The organism is Pontibacter burrus (genome assembly GCF_010686685.1).
Taxonomy (GTDB): Bacteria; Bacteroidota; Bacteroidia; order Cytophagales; family Hymenobacteraceae; genus Pontibacter; species Pontibacter burrus.
In genome coordinates, this window is the sequence record NZ_JAAGWD010000002.1 from 19776 (window position 1) to 39367 (window position 19592).

18 protein-coding genes are annotated in these 19592 nt (G+C 46.1%); 8 read left to right on the forward strand and 10 right to left on the reverse strand.

Annotated features, from left to right (window positions below; genetic code table 11):
• Positions 1-18 precede the first annotated feature (18 nt).
• From GXP69_RS04785 to GXP69_RS04795, 3 genes are all read left to right on the forward strand, one after another.
• Positions 19-1077, forward strand: coding sequence for a bile acid:sodium symporter family protein (locus GXP69_RS04785; protein WP_394367351.1), 1059 nt, complete (start codon positions 19-21; stop codon positions 1075-1077).
• Between the two features lie 99 nt (positions 1078-1176).
• On the forward strand, positions 1177-1905 hold the full coding sequence (locus GXP69_RS04790) for a GLPGLI family protein (RefSeq protein WP_163913003.1): 729 nt from the start codon (positions 1177-1179) through the stop codon (positions 1903-1905).
• Between the two features lie 18 nt (positions 1906-1923).
• Complete coding sequence (locus GXP69_RS04795; protein WP_163913005.1) at positions 1924-4704, forward strand: outer membrane beta-barrel family protein; 2781 nt, start codon at positions 1924-1926, stop codon at positions 4702-4704.
• Between the two features lie 74 nt (positions 4705-4778).
• On the opposite strand, the gene GXP69_RS04800 is transcribed toward GXP69_RS04795, so the two are convergent.
• The 5 genes from GXP69_RS04800 to hemG form a co-directional block, all read right to left on the reverse strand.
• Positions 4779-5105, reverse strand: a complete 327-nt coding sequence (locus GXP69_RS04800; RefSeq protein ID WP_163913007.1) for a DUF3817 domain-containing protein — start codon at positions 5103-5105, stop codon at positions 4779-4781.
• 109 nt (positions 5106-5214) lie between these two features.
• A complete protein-coding gene (locus GXP69_RS04805) occupies positions 5215-6273 on the reverse strand; it encodes a 3-deoxy-7-phosphoheptulonate synthase (protein WP_163913009.1) in 1059 nt (352 codons plus the stop codon).
• Between the two features lie 283 nt (positions 6274-6556).
• On the reverse strand, positions 6557-7525 hold the full coding sequence (locus GXP69_RS04810; protein ID WP_163913011.1) for a TerC family protein: 969 nt from the start codon (positions 7523-7525) through the stop codon (positions 6557-6559).
• A gap of 139 nt (positions 7526-7664) precedes the next feature.
• Complete coding sequence (locus tag GXP69_RS04815) at positions 7665-8399, reverse strand: polyprenol monophosphomannose synthase (RefSeq protein WP_163913013.1); 735 nt, start codon at positions 8397-8399, stop codon at positions 7665-7667.
• A 13-nt stretch (positions 8400-8412) separates the two neighbouring features.
• Complete coding sequence (gene hemG / locus GXP69_RS04820) at positions 8413-9762, reverse strand: protoporphyrinogen oxidase (RefSeq protein ID WP_163913015.1); 1350 nt, start codon at positions 9760-9762, stop codon at positions 8413-8415.
• A gap of 155 nt (positions 9763-9917) precedes the next feature.
• On the opposite strand from hemG, the gene GXP69_RS04825 reads away from it, so the two are divergent.
• Positions 9918-10436 carry a D-glycero-alpha-D-manno-heptose-1,7-bisphosphate 7-phosphatase gene (locus GXP69_RS04825; RefSeq protein ID WP_163913017.1) on the forward strand — a complete coding sequence of 173 codons (519 nt, stop codon included), beginning with the start codon at positions 9918-9920 and terminating at the stop codon, positions 10434-10436.
• Between the two features lie 81 nt (positions 10437-10517).
• Positions 10518-11789, forward strand: coding sequence for a Kelch repeat-containing protein (locus GXP69_RS04830; RefSeq protein ID WP_163913019.1), 1272 nt, complete (start codon positions 10518-10520; stop codon positions 11787-11789).
• Between the two features lie 173 nt (positions 11790-11962).
• Here the strand turns inward: GXP69_RS04830 and GXP69_RS04835 are convergent, their stop codons facing one another.
• The 5 genes from GXP69_RS04835 to GXP69_RS04855 form a co-directional block, all read right to left on the reverse strand.
• Positions 11963-12565 (reverse strand): hypothetical protein, encoded by a 603-nt coding sequence (locus GXP69_RS04835; protein WP_163913021.1) that lies wholly within the window; start codon positions 12563-12565, stop codon positions 11963-11965.
• On the reverse strand, positions 12552-13043 hold the full coding sequence (locus GXP69_RS04840; protein WP_163913023.1) for an RNA polymerase sigma factor: 492 nt from the start codon (positions 13041-13043) through the stop codon (positions 12552-12554). Before GXP69_RS04840 ends, GXP69_RS04835 begins: the two co-directional genes overlap by 14 nt.
• Before the next feature lie 2 nt (positions 13044-13045).
• Entirely contained in the window at positions 13046-13894 is an 849-nt protein-coding gene (locus GXP69_RS04845) for an alpha/beta fold hydrolase (protein WP_163913025.1), read from the reverse strand.
• A gap of 356 nt (positions 13895-14250) precedes the next feature.
• The gene (locus tag GXP69_RS04850) at positions 14251-14430 is read right to left on the reverse strand and encodes a hypothetical protein (protein ID WP_163913027.1); all 180 of its coding nucleotides are present in this window, start codon (positions 14428-14430) and stop codon (positions 14251-14253) included.
• A gap of 93 nt (positions 14431-14523) precedes the next feature.
• The gene (locus GXP69_RS04855; RefSeq protein WP_163913029.1) at positions 14524-15918 is read right to left on the reverse strand and encodes a type III PLP-dependent enzyme domain-containing protein; all 1395 of its coding nucleotides are present in this window, start codon (positions 15916-15918) and stop codon (positions 14524-14526) included.
• Between the two features lie 78 nt (positions 15919-15996).
• Between GXP69_RS04855 and rocF the strand changes: the two genes are divergently transcribed.
• The 3 genes from rocF to GXP69_RS04870 all read left to right on the forward strand — a co-directional run bounded on the left by rocF (position 15997) and on the right by GXP69_RS04870 (position 19582).
• A complete protein-coding gene (rocF, locus tag GXP69_RS04860; protein ID WP_163913031.1) occupies positions 15997-16968 on the forward strand; it encodes an arginase in 972 nt (323 codons plus the stop codon).
• Entirely contained in the window at positions 16968-18758 is a 1791-nt protein-coding gene (gene argS / locus GXP69_RS04865; protein WP_163913033.1) for an arginine--tRNA ligase, read from the forward strand. The genes rocF and argS overlap by 1 nt, the downstream gene beginning before the upstream one ends.
• A 227-nt stretch (positions 18759-18985) precedes the next feature.
• The gene (locus GXP69_RS04870) at positions 18986-19582 is read left to right on the forward strand and encodes a glutathione peroxidase (RefSeq protein ID WP_163913035.1); all 597 of its coding nucleotides are present in this window, start codon (positions 18986-18988) and stop codon (positions 19580-19582) included.
• Positions 19583-19592: the final 10 nt, after the last annotated feature.

Sequence of the window (19592 nt, forward strand, 5' to 3'; positions counted from 1 at the left end):
CCTGCTTATACTTGCACCATGAAATCACCTGAGAAAAATAACGGCACCACAGATAACGTAATGGGCCTGATACCGCGTGCCAATAAGCTGGCTAACCGCATTGGTCTCGACTGGTTTCTGCTGGCGCTGGTGCTGATGATTGTACTGGCTTACCTGTGGCCTCAGGTAGGGTTAAAGGATGGTCCGCTGGCGCTTGGTACTATTACCGATGTGGGCGTTACGATTATCTTCCTGTTTTATGGTTTGCGCCTGAGTCCCGAAAAACTGAAAGCTGGCCTGAGCAACTGGCGACTGCATACGCTTGTGCAGCTAAGCACGTTTGTGTTGTTCCCGGTGCTTATATTGCTGGTTATGCAGCTGGTTAATGCCGATAGTTCAAATCTGATCTGGTTGGGTGTGTTTTACCTGGCGGCTTTGCCTTCAACGGTTTCATCGTCAGTGGTCATGGTTTCGGTGGCGGGTGGCAACATACCGGCAGCTATTTTTAATGCCAGTATTTCGAGCCTGGTTGGGGTGTTTCTTACGCCGCTCTGGATGGGGGTGTTTTTAACAACAGGCTCGGCAACTATAGACATGCAGGATGTGATGCTGAAACTGGTGCTTCAGGTGCTGGTGCCGGTTATAGTTGGCATTGTGTTACATAAGCGCTTTGGCAGCTGGGCAGAACGTCACAAGGCCCGCGTCCGCTTTTTTGACCAGAGCATTATTCTGCTTATAGTTTACTCTTCGTTCTGCGAGTCGTATGCCCGCGATTTGTTTGGCGGTTTGAGCATGGTGAACTTGCTTGGCCTGGGAGGGGGAATGTTGGTACTGTTCTTTGCAGTATACGGCATCATTACAGGCATAGGTAAACTGCTGCACCTCAACCGCGAAGATAACATTACGGCAGTTTTCTGCGGTTCTAAAAAATCGCTGGTGCATGGCACGGTTATGAGCCAGGTACTCTTTCCGGATGCGAATGTGGTCGGGATAATTCTGTTGCCAATCATGCTTTATCATGCGCTGCAGTTGGTTGTGGCCAGCATTATTGCGCAGGCGTCGGCACGCAAGGCCACAGCGGAAAAACAGCCATCATAGCAGGTAACTTCTACACTTTAACATTTCTTTAACTATACTTTAACAAACCTTAACTATACGGTGTGCAGGTAGCTTCTATTTTTACATAAAAAAGAAGCTATGAATAAGATATTTACAATTGTAGTGGCCTGCCTGTTCTGGTCTGGCACAGTAGCACAGCAACAAGAGAGTGTCATTACCTACGAGGTAAAGCAAAACATGCACCGTGGCCTGTCAGCCGATCAGGAGAACATGAAAAATATGCTTCCTGAGTTCCGCACCTCTAAAATGCAGCTGCTCTTTAACAACCAGGAGTCACTTTACGCACCGGTGCAGGATGAGGAAGATGATATGGAAGCGGGTAGCGGTGGCGTACGCATCATGGTTCGCACACCTTACAGCGAAACTTACACCAACAGCAGCACCCAGAAAGTAGTAAGTTACCGCGAGTTCTTGGGCAAGAATTACCTCATCCAGGATTCTATCCGAATCAATCCATGGAAATTCAGCTCCGAAACCAAAACCATTCAGGGATATATCTGCAAAAAAGCCTACTATACAAACGATAACCAGCAGCTGGTTACAGCTTGGTATACCGAACAGTTGAGACCATACCTGGGGCCGGATGCTTACAACAACCTGCCTGGCACGGTTTTGCAGGTAGATGTAAACGAAGGTGAGCGTATCTTAACAGCCATTAGGGTAGAGACAAGGCCTTTAAAGAAAAATGAGCTGAAAGAACCGGTTAAGGGGCAGGCAGTAACAGCAGCAGAGTTTCGCAAGCAGGTAGAGGAGCAGCGGGAGCGCATGAATCGTGAAGGCGGCAGAACAATACGATTCAACAACTAAAGCTAACAGAACAAAACTATGAAAAAGATACTGTTGCTTCTGGTGCTACTTACCAGCCAGCTAACCTATGCGCAGAAATTTACTGTTAAAGGCCGTGTGCTCGATCAAGCTTCGGGTGCCTTGCCATCTGCCACTGTGCTGCTATTGCAACCCACCGATTCAGCACTGGTTAGCTTCGGCGCTACCAATGCCGATGGACATTTTGAAATGAAGGGCGTGAACAGGGCAAACTACCTGCTCAAGATCACCTTTATGGGCTTTGCACCTTATTTTAAACAAATTTCACCGCCTGCCGATGGCACCTTGCTGGACCTGGGAACTATAGCCCTCGAGCCAAAGTCGAATGAACTGAGCGAGGTGCTGGTAAAAGGAGAGCAGAGCCCTGTAACGATAAAGAAGGATACGATTGAGTATAACGCAAGCTCTTTTAAAACGCAACCTAACGCTGTAGTGCAGGACCTGCTGAAGCAACTGCCAGGAGTGCAGGTAGAAAGCGACGGCTCTATTAGTGTGCAGGGCGAGAAAGTACAGCGCGTAACAGTAGACGGCAAAGAGTTTTTTGGCAAAGACCCAAAGCTTGCCACCCAAAATCTTCCGGCCGATGCAGTTAAGAAAGTACAGGTGTTCGATAAAAAATCAGACCAGGCAGAATTTACGGGTATAGACGACGGCAAGCGTGAGAAAACGATAAACCTGGCATTGAAGGAGGATCGTCGTAACAGCACATTTGGTAAAATAATGGGCGGGGCCGGCACAGATGAGCGTTACGAGAGCAAGGCAAGCCTGAACCGGTTTAGCAAAGGAAACCAGTTGTCTTTCTTGGGAATGGCTAATAATGTGGGGCAGCAGGGCTTTGGTTTCCAGGACTACATGGGCTTTACAGGTGGTGGCATGCAGGGCGGCGGAGGAGCACGCCGCATCGTGATCAATTCTGATAACATGGATGGCGTACCGTTAAACTTTGGCGGCCGCTCCAACGGATTGGTAGATACGTATGCCGGTGGGCTTAATTTCAATAATCAGCTTGGCAAAAACACCGAAGCCAACGGCAGCTATTTCCTGAACCACGTTGCACAGGACATGCGTCGTAACCTGGAGCGGAACAGCATCTGGACAGACCGGGAGAATTTCCAGCTAAACGAGAACACCCTGCAGCAAAGTAGCAGAACCAATCATAGGGGCAACTTCAGCATCGATCATAAACTTGATTCTGCAAATTCTGTTAAACTAAACGGCTACCTTGCCTATAACAAAAGCTTTCAGGATGACCGCCGTACCAGCAGAACTATAGCTGCCGGCTCGGAGCAACTCCTGAACCAGGGATATAGTAATTCCATTGCCGATAACAGTGGCTATAGTTTCAATACCAACCTGTTGCTTCGCCACCGCTTTGCAAAAAAAGGCAGAACGATCTCGCTTAACACAAACTTTGCCGGCGGCGATAACGAATCGCTTGAAGACCTGGATTATAAGTTAACCTTCAGTAACGGCACAGAGGAAACCACGCGCCAGCAGAGCGAGCAGCAAAGCGATAACAACACATTAGATGCAAACCTGTCTTACACGGAGCCACTGGGTAATCGGAAGTACCTGGAAGCAACCTATAACTATAAACTGAACCTGAACAGTGTTGACCGTAAAGTATTTGACCTGCTGGATGATGCCGGACGGGAAGCAAATACAGAGCTGACCAACAAGTACAGCAGCAATTACCAGTATCATAAAGCTGGCCTTAACTTTAAGCTGAACCGCAGGGAATATAATTTAACTTTCGGTTCTGCATTACAGTACTCGGATCTGGCAGGGGAACTGCATAGCCTGAAAAGAAGGGTTGGCAAAGACTACTATAATGTGCTGCCAACGGCGCAGTTCAACTATAACTTTACTTCCAGTAAGAGCCTGAGTCTGAACTACGATACATTTGTGCAGGAGCCAACTATACAGCAGTTGCAACCTATACAGGATAACCGGAACCCGCTCAGCATTTACATCGGTAACCCGGCGCTGCAACCGGCCTACTCGCATCAGTGGCGCGCCGACTTCAACACCTTTGACCCTGTTAGGTTCATCAACTTCTTTTTGATGGCGAATGCGACGTACACAAAAGATGCCATCATAACTGCTCAATCTTTTTCAGAGCAGGGCGTGAGCACCTTGCAGCCGGTAAACGTTGATGATAACCTTTCCATGAACCTGTTTGCCAATTTTGGCTTCCCGATAAAGAAATGGAAAAGCCGTTTCAATTTCAGCACCAACCTGAACGAGCAGCAGATGATCAGCATGTTTAACGAGCAGGAGGCAGATGTTACGATCCGGTCTTTAGGTGGGAATGTGCGTTACGAGTACAGGTTGGATGATAAATTTGACCTGAGCCTGAGAACCAACTGGACATTCCAGAGCACAGTGTCGGAGCTGGGAGATGCACAGAGCCAGCGTTTCTTTAACAAAACCTATAGTGCTGAGACGAATATTTACCTGCCCAAAAGCTTTAACCTGAGCGGTAACTATAGTTATTATATCTACGACAACGAAAGACAGGACTTCCGCCAAACTATACCCTTGCTGGAAGTTGCGCTGGCCAAGCAGTTCCTGAAGAACAAAAGCGGCGAACTAAAACTATCAGCGCAAAACCTGCTGGATAAAGATACCGGCGTAACACAGACAGCTAATCTTAACTTTGTGGAGCGGGCAACTATGAACTCACTGGGGAGGTATTTTATGCTGAGCTTTACCTATTCACTTAACAAGCACATGAACCCAATGAACGGCCGTAACGGTGTCAGAATAATCAGCAACTAAGAAACCAAACTATAAAAAAAGCGCCTGCTATCTTTAACATAGCAGGCGCTTTTTTTATAGTTTAAAAGTAAAGCTTAAGCAAGTTGCTTTTCGCGTTTCTGTGCCAGTTTGGCTGCTTCTTCTTGCTTCAGCTTTTTATCCAGGTAAAATGTACCGAATGGCACCAGCGAAAGTATAAAGGCAACTATAGCTTTCAGGATTGACCATTTTTCAGTAAAAAATACCTGCGCCAGTAAAGCTACATACGCCACAAACAGCACACCGTGTGCCCAGCCTACATACTTAACCATTTCCGGAATTCCGAAGATATACTTCAGCGGCATCGCTATAAAAAGCAGTATCAGGTAAGAATAACCTTCGTAAATGGCTACTGCGCGGAAACGTGAAAGTGGAGTACTCATATCTTTTTTCTTGTTTTTCGGATGATGTTGCAACTTAACACACAACCTCCGGAAAACGTGCATTTTAGCTTATAATTAATACTTCTTCCGAGTTTAGGTAAACTATAGCTTAGGCCACCGCACTGCTATGCTCGTTACCACCCAGCCCTTGCAATGTTTTTATAGTTGGCTGCAGGAGCCCTGCCAGTTGCTCGTGCTTTTTACCCAGCAAGGTGGCCGCAGGTGCACTACCCAATCCAAAGCTGCTCATCTGGTTGGTAACTGCGGTGCGGTGCAACATCAGTTCTGCAAGCTGCTTATCCAGTGTCTCCACTTCACGGCGCATGGCATCCAGGTGCTCTACTAGTTCGGTTGTCTCGCTCAGCTTTACGCGGGTTTTCAGAGCATTTAGCAATACATCCAGTTCCTGCGGCATTAGCTGCTGTTGCTGGCTGCTTAGTGCAGTAGCCGGGCTTATGTGCGACTCTAGCAACAGGCCATCTACACCCAGGTCGAGGGCGCGCTGCCCAACCGGGTATAGCAGGCTGCGTTTGCCGGCAATATGGCTGATATCGCATAGGATAGGTAGCTCCGGCAGTTCTTTGCGCAGTTGCATCATTGTCTCCCATTCAGGCTGGTTGCGGTACAGCAGTTCTTTGTTCTTTCCTGAGAAGCCACGGTGCACCGCTCCCAGGTCGGTTAAACCAGCCTGTGCCAGCCTTTCGAAAGCGCCAACCCAAAGGGCAAGGTCCGGGTAAACCGGGTTAGTTACCAGCAAAGGTGTTGCAGTTCCGCGCAGCACTTCGGCAATTTCCTGTACTGCAAATGGGTTCACCGTTACCCGGCCGTTCAGGCAAAGGATGTCGATGCCGTGTTTCAGCGCTTCCTCTGCCTGCTGAGCATTGGCTACATCTACGGCAAGGCGCATGTTTGTCTGTTCTTTTGCTTTCTGCAGCCATGGCAAGCCAGCAGCTCCCACACCCTCAAAGCTGTTCGGGCGTGTGCGCGATTTCCAGATACCGGCCTTAAAAATCGTGACGTTCTGCAGATTTTGCAGTTGTTTGGCGGTTTCAAGGATCTGGGCTTCGCTTTCGGCGCTGCATGGGCCAGCAATCAGCACGGGCAGTCCGCTTGCATTCCTGAAGCTGGACTGCGGTGCTGCGCTGATGGTTGTTTTACTTGCTCTCATGACTGTACATAAAATAATTTAACTGTTATAAATCGGCTTGTTAGCCTTGTTTTTAATTGGTTTGCAAATGGGTATAAAACAAAAAAGCCCCGCTGCTTAGCGGGGCTCCTAATGGTCCAAATACGGTATAAGTATACTATACACAATGGTCTACCACCAGAGCCCCGCGAAGCTGGACCTTGGAAATATTGGTAAACAGATATGTACAGAATAGTGTCATTTGTTATGAATTACGCTGCAATTAAAACTATAAATCTCTTCAAAAGCAATTTTACAGGCTGATTTATTTTTTTTCGTCTTCCTTTTTCTCTTCAAAATCCTGTGGTAAAGGCACCGGTGCCTCCTTTTTAGGGAACATCAGCGAAGCAATAATAGAGATAGCCAGAATACCGCCAACCACGCCCAAGGCAATACGCATATCGATGTGGTAAATGTCGCTTAGAATTAATTTAAAGCCGATAAATGCCAGGATTACCGACAGGCCATAGTGCAGGTAATGGAACAGCTGCATGATACCTGCCAGTGCAAAATACAGGGCTCTTAAACCTAAAAGGGCAAATACGTTGGAAGTATAAACTATAAATGGATCTTTAGAGATGGCGAGAATAGCTGGAATAGAATCAGCAGCAAAAACAATGTCGGTTGTCTCTACCATGATCAATACCAGGAACAGCGGTGTAGCGTATAGTTTGCCATCAATTCTGGTAAAGAATTTACCGCCCACCGAGGTTTTGGTAAAAGGTAGCTTCTGGCTGATCCAGACTATAAACGGGTTTTGCTCAGGGTGCAGCTCGTTATCTCCTTTAGAGAAAGCCATTTTTATACCCGTAAATACCAGGAAGGCACCCAGGATATAAATAATGAAGTGGAATTTAGCGATCAGCGTGACCCCAACCAGGATGAAAATGGCACGGAAGATCAATGCCCCTAATATACCCCAGAACAGAATTTTATGCTGAAACTTGGCAGGAACCTTAAAGTAATTGAATATGAGGATAAAGACGAACAGGTTGTCTACGCTCAGCGATTTCTCGATCAGGTAGCCGGTTAAGAACTCCAGCGCAGGTCCAGAACCTTCCAAGTAGTAGATCAGTGCGTTAAAGGCCATTGCCAGTCCGATCCAGAAGGCGCTCCACCCGAGGGCTTCCTTTATTTTAACTTCGTGTGCTTTACGATGGAATACCAGCAGGTCCAAACCAAGCATGATCAGCACAAAAACGTTAAAAATGATCCAGAAATATATATTATCCATAAGTAAGTGGTCTGCACAACAATACGCAAAAGCTACCTTAGTTATAATTAACTGGCAGCTAATGATCAGGTAAAGATACTTTTTTTGCTATTAGATATAGTAGGGTAAAGCTATTTTCTGCCGAAATGCAGCCGGATACTTAATAACGGTCGAAGTGACGGAAAAAGCTGTTCACTTTCATTTTAAGAACGCCCAGCACTGCTTCTTTAAAAATGCCCGACGACATTTTAGACTGTCCCTTTGTGCGGTCAGTAAAGATGATAGGCACTTCCTTTATTTTAAAACCATACTTGTAGGTCAGGAATTTCATCTCGATCTGGAAAGCGTAGCCTACGAAGCGGATCTTATTGAGCTGTATAGTTTTGAGGACCTTGCGGCGGTAACATTTAAATCCGGCTGTGGTGTCGGCGATGGGCATGCCTGTGATCAAACGCACATACCAGCTCGCAAACCACGACATGAGCACCCGGTTCATTGGCCAGTTTACCACGTTCACACCCTGTATGTAGCGGCTGCCTATGGCCATGTCGTAACCATCTACGGCGCAGGCCTCATAAAGCCGGATCAGGTCGTCGGGGTTATGCGAAAAGTCGGCATCCATCTCAAAAATGTACTCATAACCGTTGCGCAACGCATACTTAAAACCGTGGATGTAAGCTGTGCCCAGCCCTAATTTGCCTTTGCGGGTTTCGAGGTATAAGCGGTCCGGGTATTCTGGCTGCAGTTCGCGTACGATATTGGCAGTACCGTCAGGAGAGCCATCGTCAATGATCAGGAGATGAAAGGGGTGCTCGAGCGACATCACTTTACGGATTATTGCTTCAATGTTCTCCCGTTCGTTGTAAGTAGGGACGATCACCAACGATTCTTTCATACCGCAAATATAGCTATTCAGCTATTGAAGGTGCGGGCCTTTTCAAATTAATTTTATGCGCGAGTTCTTTGGCGTGTCTGATACAACTGTGAACCGATACCCCTGCCTGCCAGTTAGCTGCAATAAATAAGCCGTCCTGTTCCAGTTGTGCTGCCATGTGGTGGGCATCTTCAATATAAAGGTCGTACTGCGGTATAGAATGCTCCATCTGGTGCACCGACTGGAACACAGGCTTATCTGTTGTTATGCCGTGGGTTAAAGCTAATTCTTTGTGCACGCATTCCAGTAGTTTATCCTTGTCGGTCAGTGCGTTAGATTCGTATTGCGCGCCCCCAACAAAACTTGTGAACAGGACTTCGTGCGGGTGGCAGCGGCCATCAAACAACGAGCTCGACCAGATAGAGCCTGCCGCAAACGGACATTCTGCAGAGGGGTGAAGCGTACCATATCCGTCCAGTTTGTGGCTGACATCGCTGCGATTGTAAACAGAGTGCACTATTGCCATGGGCGGGTAATGGATGTTCTGTAAAGCTGCCGACATGCCCGGGAAAGTAAAGTGAAGCAATTCGGCAGCAGGCAGCGCAGGCAGCGCCAGCACCAGCATATCATATTCTTCGGTGTCGTAGTCGCCGGTGGTGGCACAACTGATAATGTACTTGCCCTGGTTACGTGTGATCATCTCTACATGCAGGCCGGTATGCAACGAGATCAGTTTCTCAGCGATAGCGTTAGGCAGTGTTTGCATGCCGCTTACAAACGATATGTTGGCATAAGAAAATGGGGAGTCCTGTTGTTTCATTAACCCCTTTAGTACAGAGCCATACTGAGCTTCCATTTTCTTGAGCAGCGGAAATGCCTTGTGTACCAATAGTTTGGAAGGGTCGCCGCCGTAAATGCCTGTTACAAACGGATGCACGACATACTCGAGTACCCCGGGACCGAAGCGGCGCTCAAAAAACTGGGTTATAGTTTCGTAGTCGATGTCGGCGGGTGGTATATCCCGCTCTTGCAAAATACGCAGCCTGGTTTTCCAGGAGAACACAGAATTTGAGAGCAGGGCAAAAGGGGAGGTAGGAAGTTTCTCATAGCTGCCGTTACGCAGCACATACCTGTGGTGCCCTGCCCGGGCAGTTGGAATCACCTGCTGCTCCAGCTTCAGTTCTCTGACCAGCATCTGAAGTTCGGGGGTATATTGAAGCGAGTTGGGGCCCAGTTCCAGCAGGTAACCACTTTCCTTTATAGTCCGGATGTTACCGCCCACTTCCTCGTTTGCCTCGAAAAGATCATAAGGGATACCCAGCTTCTGAAGATAATATGCCAGCGCCAAACCCGAAATTCCCGCTCCTATAATCGCCACTCTCATACGTGCGCCTCTGTAACTCTAATAACTCCTACTGTAAATCCGGTTTTTATACTTTCTGCGGGGCCTATACTGTATTTTACGACTGGCAGGCAGAAACTATACTCCCAACCAACGCTTTATTTTCTATTTTAGCATTTAAAATCAGCTATAGTTTTATGCCACATCAGAAATGCGTGTTCCTGGACCGGGACGGCGTGCTAAACCGCGAGCGGGGTGATTATACGTTCAGACTAGAAGATTTTGAAGTGCTGCCGCGCGTGCCGGAAGCGTTGGCATTGCTGAAACAGCATGGGTACTTGCTTATAGTTGTTACCAACCAAGGCGGTATTGCCAAAGGCCTTTTTACCAAAAATGATGTAATGGCCTGCCATCAGAAACTACAACAAAGCTGCAATAACCTGATTGATGCTATCTACTACGCCCCATCGCACCCAAACTATAGCGAGTCCTTATCGCGCAAACCTGATAGCCTGATGCTGGAGCGTGCAATGGCCAGCTATTACATTGAACCAACGCAAAGCTGGATGGTCGGCGACTCGATGCGCGACCTGGAAGCTGCCGAGAAAGTAGGCGTGAAGGCAATCTTGGTAGGAGATAAGTATGCTCCGGAAACTTACCCGCTGCAGGTAAAGGATCTGTGGGAAGCAGCGCAGGTTATAGTTGGGCGAGAATAGTAGACTGGCTTACACTACTGGATATTAAGTAATAAATAGATATATTTGAATCTATATGTAACAAACTTAATATCTATAGTTGTGAAAAAACATTTACTTTCCCTTTTTGTATTGATCACGTTTTTTTCCTGTAAAGATTCTGTAAAAGAAGACCCTGCACCTAAACCACCTACACCCATAGCAGACCCAACCAGACTATTCTTGGACGCCGTTTCCGGTATACTTGATAACTCTGTCATTGTTGTTGGCAAAGCACTGGATGTGGATGAAGGTACTAAAGACTATGGCTTTGTTTATTCCAAAAAGGAAGAGTTTGATATTAACAACGGCACTAAGGTTTCTTTTGGTACAACAGTTCCGGGAATACTCTCATCAAGAGTTGAGGGCTTTGAGCCTGATACAGAGTACAACGGTAAATTTTACCTGATTAAAAAAGATAATGAGGTTGTGTATTCGGCTGCAAAGCAGTTCAAAACATTAGCCCAAGGTACCTGGGCTAGCCTAGCATCCATGCCTGTACAAGCTGACTTCAGTTCAGTATTTATCGTTGATGACCTTGTATACATTGTACCAGGTATGGTTGCCCCAAGCGACAAGAAACTATATGTTTATGATTTGAAATCTGATAAATGGAGTAGTAAAGGTGATCTGCCTTTTTCAACCAGATACCATAGTAATGCATTTTCATATAAGGGGAAGGGCTATGTTATGCTTGGCACTGATGGAGACAATCTGTACAGTGATGTATGGGAGTATAACCCTGCGGATGACAAATGGACCAAGAAGGCAAACTGCCCTGTGAAAATGAGCAGGGCTTCGGGCTTCCTGATTGATGGTACATATTACGTTCTGCGTGAGGGAAATAATGATTATCATACCTATGCATATGACATTGAGAGCGATACCTGGACGAAGAAGAATTCTATTTATAATGAATGGAGTGTAAGAGGATTCGGGAACAGCTTTGTTTACAATGGTATTGGATACATTTTTAATAGCGACGATAAGCATAAAGCTTATGAGCAGTTTGCAGCATATGATCCTAAAGCTGATTCCTGGAGTTATACCCGTTCACCAGTGCCTGGCTATGTACCCCCAAGTAACGTAACCAGTGGCAGGGCGGAAACGGTTATGATAAAAGACAAAGTGTATATTTCAGTAAATAGTACCAGCATTTTAAGCGAGGGTCAGGGTATGTACACTTATGATATGAAAACATTAACCTGGGAGAAAATTGGTACTTTCCCTAAGTATTCTTCTATTGGAAATGGTGCTGTGCTAACAAACTATAATGATAGGATTTTCCTGAACTATAGGAATTCAACATACCTTTACATTCCGGTACAGCAATAACCTTCATACATAAAATAATTTCATGAATATGATATAATTGCAGTATTACAGATAGAGTAAGAGGCAACTCGAGCGTGAAGAAATGTATTAGAGTCTTTTAACAGATAATAAAAGAGCCAGCTTATGACCGGCTCTTTTTTTATGTAATAGTTAATTTATAATTGTGTAACCTTCTACTTATAAAACTGCATTTCTATAGTTTTAAGCTCGCCAATTATTTGCTCAATCCGATTTTGCTCCCGTTCTAAAACGCGTTTGCCCAAAAAGAAATAAGCAAAGATCATCCAGCCGGTATATACCACTCCAAAAACAAGCATAAAAGTAGCGGAAGCCATAGCCATTACTTCAATAAAGTAAATTCCTAGAGCAAGGTTTAGCAATACAAAGTATAATGGACCATTCCACTTCAGCAGTTTTTTCCTGTAACTATAGTAGGTTTCCCACTGGCTGAGGTGCTGCTTCGGATTGGCTGTTTCGTCTATCCGCTTTATTTTGAGGTGGGTGTAAAACATAGAAGAGGCCTGTAACAAACAGATAACACAAACTAGGGCCATAGCGCCATAGGTGTACCAGTGCTCGAAACCAAATCCGCCCCAAATGGCTAAACCGGCAATAAAACATGCTGTAAGTACAAGGCAAATGGCGCCTTTGAGCTGTTCGTTCTGTAGTTTCTTTTTCGTCTGGCCGGAAGCTTTGCTTACGTCAGGAATAGCAGAAGAAGGTTGATCTGCAGAACCCTGTTGCCATAAATCTTTCAATTCATCAAACTCTTGCATAGCTGTTAAACATTTCTGTGAGTTGTTTCTTTATCCTGTGAATTTTTACACGTAGGTTATTTTCTGAAATACCGGCAATAGCGGCAATGTCTTCGTAGGGCAGGTCTTCCAGCACCATCGAAATGATAAGTCTCTCGGCTTCGGGTAACCTGCTGATGCATTTGTACAAGAGCAGTACCTCACTTTCGCAATCGGTCTCTTCTGCTGCAAAATTGTGTAAGAGGTCCAGGTCGGTTTTCTGTGGCGTGGTTTTCTCTTTCCGGAGGTAAAGCAGGCAGGTATTTACAGCAATGCGGTAGACCCAGGTGCTATAGTTGGCTTCGCCCCTGAACTTGTGCAGGTTGTTCCATACAGCCATAAATGTTTCCTGCAAAAGGTCATCGGCCTGAGCTGATGAACCGGTATACCCCAGGCACAGCTTGCGGATGCCCGGCGCATAATGTTTGTACAGGTGCGTAAAGGTTTCTTGCTGCGTCATACTCACTTCAAAAAAGCAACTATTTCAGCATAAAACCACTGTGGCTGGTCGTACATAATAAAATGTTTGCTGTCAGCTACGCGTATGGTTTTATTTCTGACCTTGCTGTACTGCTCATTTAATATGCGCTGGCTGTTTTCCTTGGTGTTATAAATGCTGCCCAGCACCAGCACCGGCTGTTTTATAGTTGCAATCTGTTCCCGCAGGTCTGTTGTTGAGATCTCTACCAGGCTAAGGCCAAGCGTTCTGCGGTCGCTGTTAAACTGCCATGTGGCTATCTGGCGAGCACGCAGGCTGTCTTCTACCTGGGCTTTCATAGCGAGTGCTGTCCGGTCTATAAATCCTTCGGCAGGTAAGCTTTCAAAATTTTTAACAACCTGTTTCGGGTTCATATACGGGCTGCTTTTCATGCTCTCTGCTGTTATTTTAGGGTCAGCCATTGCCGATATGAAAGGCACTCCATCCACGCATATCACTTTCCCGAAAAGGTCGGGTGCCTCACTACTCACCCAAAGGCTCATAAAGGCTCCCAAACTATGGCCTATCAGTTCAGGCTTCTTCAGCTTTTTCTGTTTTACATAACGGATTATTTCGTCTTTTACTGTTTGCAGTATGGGTGCATCTATGGCAGGAGCCCCGGCAAATCCGGCTATAGTTAGTACATGGCATTCGTACCTGTCCTTTAGCTGGTCAACCGTTTCTGCCCATACTTCGCCGCTGCAACTATAGCCCGGGATAAGCAGGATGGGTTTGCCTTTCCCAATTACCTGCACCTGAAATGCCTTCTGCTGCGCAAGGGCTGTCGTTGTTATCGCGAAAAATAAAAGCAAGAGTGTAAAAACCTTTTTCATGGGAGATGTAGTTTAGAAGTTTTATCTATTGGATACACCGGTAACCTGTTTATTACACATGCATGAAATATTTATTTTACTTATAGTTTATAGTCGTAATTCAGGAAGAAGGGAGGGGCTATTTTGTAATGATGGATATGAATCAGGTTCTTATCTGCTGCAGGTAAATTATCTATAAGAATTAGCGCAGGCTATAGTTGAGCAGCCCGAGTAAAAAGCCGGATGTGTAATTCCGCTTAAGAAGGGAAAGTTTCTTACTTCGGTATAAGGTGTTTAATATGCTAAACTATAGTTTACAAAATAAAAAAACCGGCCATAAGCCGGTTTTATATTTTTAAGGGTGGTAAGTGGCCGTATTAGCCGTTTACACGCTGAGTCGCAGTGGTAGTTTCGTTAGATGCCGATACGCTAACTTTTTCCTTAACGGTAGGATTTTCCACATTACCCAGGTTATAGTTGTAAGCCGGGCAATAGGTTTTGCAGGAAGCCAGGCCCATAACAAGGCAAAGCGTACCGAATACTAAAAACTTTTTCATGACGGTGAATATTTAACGATGGTCGATCAAAAATAAAGGAAATACAATTAAAGCAAAAACTACTCACTAAAAAAAGTAAAAATAGCGATTTGCTTATACTTCATACCCCAAGATACGTAACATTGCCTCACTTGTTTGCTCCGGCGCAAATTGCCAGGTCTTAAGTTCACCGTTTTCGTCTCTGTCTACCAGAATATGCTGTGGCGACGGAATCAGGCAGTGCTTAATGCCACCGTAGCCACTTAGTTGTTCCTGGTAAGCGCCTGTATGGAAGAAGCCAATATAAAGTGGCTGTTCCTTAGGCATTTTAGGTAAAAATACCTGGAACGAGTGCATTTCCGAGTTATAGTAGTCCTGGCTGTCGCAGGTCATGCCGCCCAATTGTATCCTGCGGTATTCCTTGTCCCAGTGGTTAATGGCAAGCAGTGGCCAGCGCTGGTTCAGGGCCCATGCGTCCGGCAGGTTCGTGATAAACGAGCCATCGATCATGTACCAAAGCTCCTTGTCGTTCTGCAGCTTTTCATCCAGTATAGAGTAGATGTTGGCAGCACTTTCGCCTACTGTAAAAATACCAAATTCGGTAAAGATGTTTGGCTCCGGCACACCTTCTTCCGTACAAATTCGCTTAATGGTACGCAGAATCTCTTCGGTCATGTAACGGTAGTCGTACTCTACCTGAATAGACGTCTTGATCGGGAAGCCACCACCAATATCAATGGTATCCAGCTCCGGGCATACTTTCTTCAGTTCGCAGTACTTGCGCACAAAACGGCTAAGCTCCGACCAGTAGTAAGAAGTATCTTTTATACCGGTGTTTATAAAGTAGTGCAGCATCTTCAGCTCAAACTTGTCGTCCGGCTTTATCTGTTGCTCATACAGGTCTATCACATCGTTGTAGCGCACACCCAAACGCGAGGTATAGAACTCGAACTTCGGTTCCTCGTCTGAGGCCAGGCGTATGCCTACTTTGGTTTTCACTTTCACGTGCTCCTTGTAGTAGTCTATCTCGCCCAGGTGGTCCAGTATCGGCATGCAATTCACGAAGCCTTCGTTAATCAGCTCCGAGATCCAGTGGCGGTAGCGCTCACGTTTAAAACCATTGCATACAATATACGTGTTCTTATTTATCTTGCCTTTGTTGTACAGCGCACGTACAATCTGCATATCATACCCCGACGACGTTTCGATGTGGATGTCGTTTTTCAGGGCTTCTTCCAGCACAAAAGAGAAGTGCGAAGCTTTGGTGCAGTAGCAATAAGTATAGGTGCCGTTATAGTCCAGTTTTTCGATACTTTCGTTAAACAGCCTCTTGGCCTTTTGTATCTGCGAACTTATCTTTGGCAGGTATGTTAATTTAAGTGGGGTGCCGTACTGTTTGATGATATCCATTAGTGGGATACCATTAAAAAGTAACTCATTGTTCTCCACCTGAAACTCGTCTGTCGGGAAGTCGAAGGTCTGGTGGATGAGGTCGGTATATTTATCCATTATAGAATGTGGTAGTATAAGAAAATATGCAATATTGATCGTTATTTACCATCTTTGCAATAAGTTTGTTCAAAAACTATGAAAAAAGTGAAACTGATAGAGGTGAGGTCGGAGTTGGGAGCCGGTACACGTGGCGCCAGCATGGGAATTGATGCGCTTCGGGTGGCCGGCTGGGACAAAGGATCTGACTACTTCAGACGTTTCAATTCAGTTTCTGTTCCGGACCTGAACTATACACTTTTCGACAAAGACCTGTTCCCGAATGCGCACCACATCGACAGCATTCTTGCCGTTCATAAAAACGTAGCAAACACAGTAGAACAAACTATAGCCATGGATATGTTTCCGTTGGTGCTCTCCGGAGATCACTCCAACGCCCACGGAACTATAGCCGGTATAAAAGCGGCTTACCCCGATAAAACCCTGGGTGTGATCTGGATCGATGCCCATGCCGATATCCATTCGCCGTACACCTCGCCATCAGGTAACGTGCACGGTATGCCAGTGGCTGCCGCGCTGAATATCGATAACCTGGAGCGCCAGATAAACGACCCTGCTCCGGAAACGATCTTTTTCTGGAATTCACTGAAAAAACTGGGAATTGATGGTCCGAAACTGGAGCCAAAGCACCTGGTGTACATTGTAGTACGCGATACCGAAGAGCCGGAAGATTATTTGCTGGCCAAACATGGCATCCGGAATTTTACCTATGCCGAGTTAAATGAAAGGGGCGTAGCGCAGATAGTAGCAGATGCCCTGGAACTCCTGCAGGACTGCGATATTATTTATGTGTCGTTTGATGTAGACAGCTTGGATTCTAAATTTTCGAAAGGAACAGGCACGCCGGTAGAAGTTGGTTTAACTGTAGAACAGGCCAAAGAGCTGAACTACCTTTTGCTGCAGGACCCGCGTATAGTGTGCTACGAAATGACCGAGATCAACCCAACCTTAGACACCGAAAACACCATGGCCGAGAATGCTTTCGATATTCTGGAAGCTGCAACCGAAGCCATCTTACACCGAGAATCTAAAAGTACAGCCATATATTAATGCAACTCCAAGCTACTATTGCCCAAAGCATAAGTCAGGCGCTTCAGGCGCTTTTTAACATTTCAGCAGACGCCAACCAAATTGCCCTGCAGCCAACCCGTAAGGAATTTGCCGGCTCTTTTACCTTCGTAACTTTCCCCTACACCAAGCAGGCTGGCAAAGGCCCTGAGCAGATAGGCCAGGCACTAGGCGAGTACCTGAAAGAGCATGCTGCGGAGATAAAAGGTTTTAACGTAGTGAAAGGCTTCCTGAACCTGGAAGTTGAGCAAACAGAGTGGCTGCGTCTGTTCCGCGACCTGATGCAGAACGGCAAATATGGTTATGGCGACAACAGTGGCAAGAAAGTGATGGTAGAGTATTCGTCGCCAAACACAAACAAGCCGCTGCACCTGGGCCACTTGCGCAATAACTTTTTAGGATACGCGGTAGCCGAGATCCTGAAAGCCAATGGCCACGAGGTAATGAAAACCAACCTGGTGAACGACCGTGGCATCCACATCTGTAAATCGATGCTGGCCTACCAGAAATTTGGTAACGGCGAAACACCGCAGAGCAGTAACATAAAAGGCGACCACCTGGCCGGTAAATATTACGTGCAGTTCGATAAAGCTTACAAAGAGCAGATCGACGAGCTGGTAGCCGGTGGCATGGACAAAGAAGAAGCTAAAAAGAAAGCTCCTTTGATGCTGGAAGCCCAGGAAATGCTGCGCAAGTGGGAGGAAGGAGACACAACAGTAGTAGACCTGTGGAAGCAGATGAACGGCTGGGTGTACGAGGGCTTTGATGCTACTTACAAGAATATCGGCGTTAATTTTGATAAATTCTACTACGAGTCGGAAACCTACATGCTGGGCAAAGAACGTGTGGAAGAAGGCCTGGAGAAAGGCGTGTTCTTTAAAAAACCAGATGGCTCTGTGTGGGTTGACCTGACAGACGAAGGCCTGGATGAGAAACTGCTTTTGAGAGCTGACGGAACATCAGTTTACATTACCCAGGACATGGGCACTGCTGAGCTGAAGTACAACGATTTCCCATACGACCAGTCTATTTACGTAGTAGCTGACGAGCAGAATTACCACTTCCAGGTACTGAAAGCAGTGCTGAAGAAGCTGGGTAAACCATACGCTGAAGGCATTTATCACTTGTCCTACGGTATGGTGGACCTGCCTTCCGGTAAAATGAAATCAAGAGAAGGTACAGTCGTGGATGCCGACGAACTGGTGCAGGAAATGATCGACACCGCACGTCAGCAAACAGAAGAGCTTGGTAAGATAGAAGGCTTTACACCAGAGCAGGCAAAAGAACTATACCATACACTTGCTATGGGTGCGCTGAAGTACTTCCTGCTGAAAGTTGACCCTAAAAAACGTATGCTGTTCAACCCGCAGGAGTCTATTGACTTCCGTGGTAATACAGGCCCGTTTATCCAGTACACGCATGCCCGTATCGCGGCTATACTTCGCAAAGCTTCTGAAATGGGGTTGAACGTGGATGTAACTGCATTTGATAACGTGACCACCATGCACGAAGCGGAGCAGGAAGTGATCACGCAGCTGGTAAACTATAGTTCTGTGGTTGAAGAGGCAGGGAGATTGTACGCGCCATCTGTTATCGCGAATTATGCCTATGAGCTGGCCAAAGCCTACAACCGTTTCTACCAGGAGATTTCGATCTTCAACGAAACCGATGAGCAAGCTCGTAATTTCCGTATCGCGTTGTCAGCCATGGTAGCCCGTTTCGTGCGCGAGAGCATGGGTCTATTAGGTATTGCCGTGCCGGAGCGTATGTAGGTTGTCTGAATCAGGATTTTAGGATTGACAGGATTGTGTTTGTTGGAATTGTCTGCCATAGTTTGCAACTATAGAACTATAGTTCAACTATAGCTATAGCTAGAAAGTCCCCCTTTGAAGGGGGACTTCTTTGCTGAAGTAATTAAAAAATATCTTTAGGTACTGATCAAACAAATAATATTAACTGCAGGTTATCAACTGGATTTGAACTTCAACTATAAAACTATATGAAAAAGCTTGTTAAACTTTTGGCGCTGGTGCCGGTATTAAGTATGATGTTGTCCTGTTCAGGAAACAGCAATACAGCTACTGCTAACAACTCAACCGATAAAACTATGGCATCAGAAACACAGACACAACAAGGCTTCTACGACTTTAAACTAAAGTCCCTGGATGGTAAGGATGTAAATCTTGCGGATTATAAAGGCAAAAAAGTGCTGCTGGTAAACACAGCATCAGAGTGTGGTTATACGCCGCAATACGCCGACCTGGAGCAGCTACACGATAAGCACGGCGACAAAGTAGTAATACTTGGTTTCCCGGCGAATAACTTTGGCGGACAGGAGCCAGGCTCTAACGAAGAGATCGCACAATTTTGCCAGAAAAACTATGGCGTAAGCTTCCAGATGATGGAGAAAATCTCAGTAAAAGGCGATGATCAGCATCCGTTATACACCTGGCTGGCGCAAAACGCGCCTAACAACGAAGAACCAAGCTGGAATTTCTGCAAATACCTTATAAACGAGCAGGGCGAAGTGGTGGCGTTTTTCCCGTCTAAAGTAAAACCGATGGGCGAGGAGATCATTACAGCGATTAATCAGTAAAGTAACTATA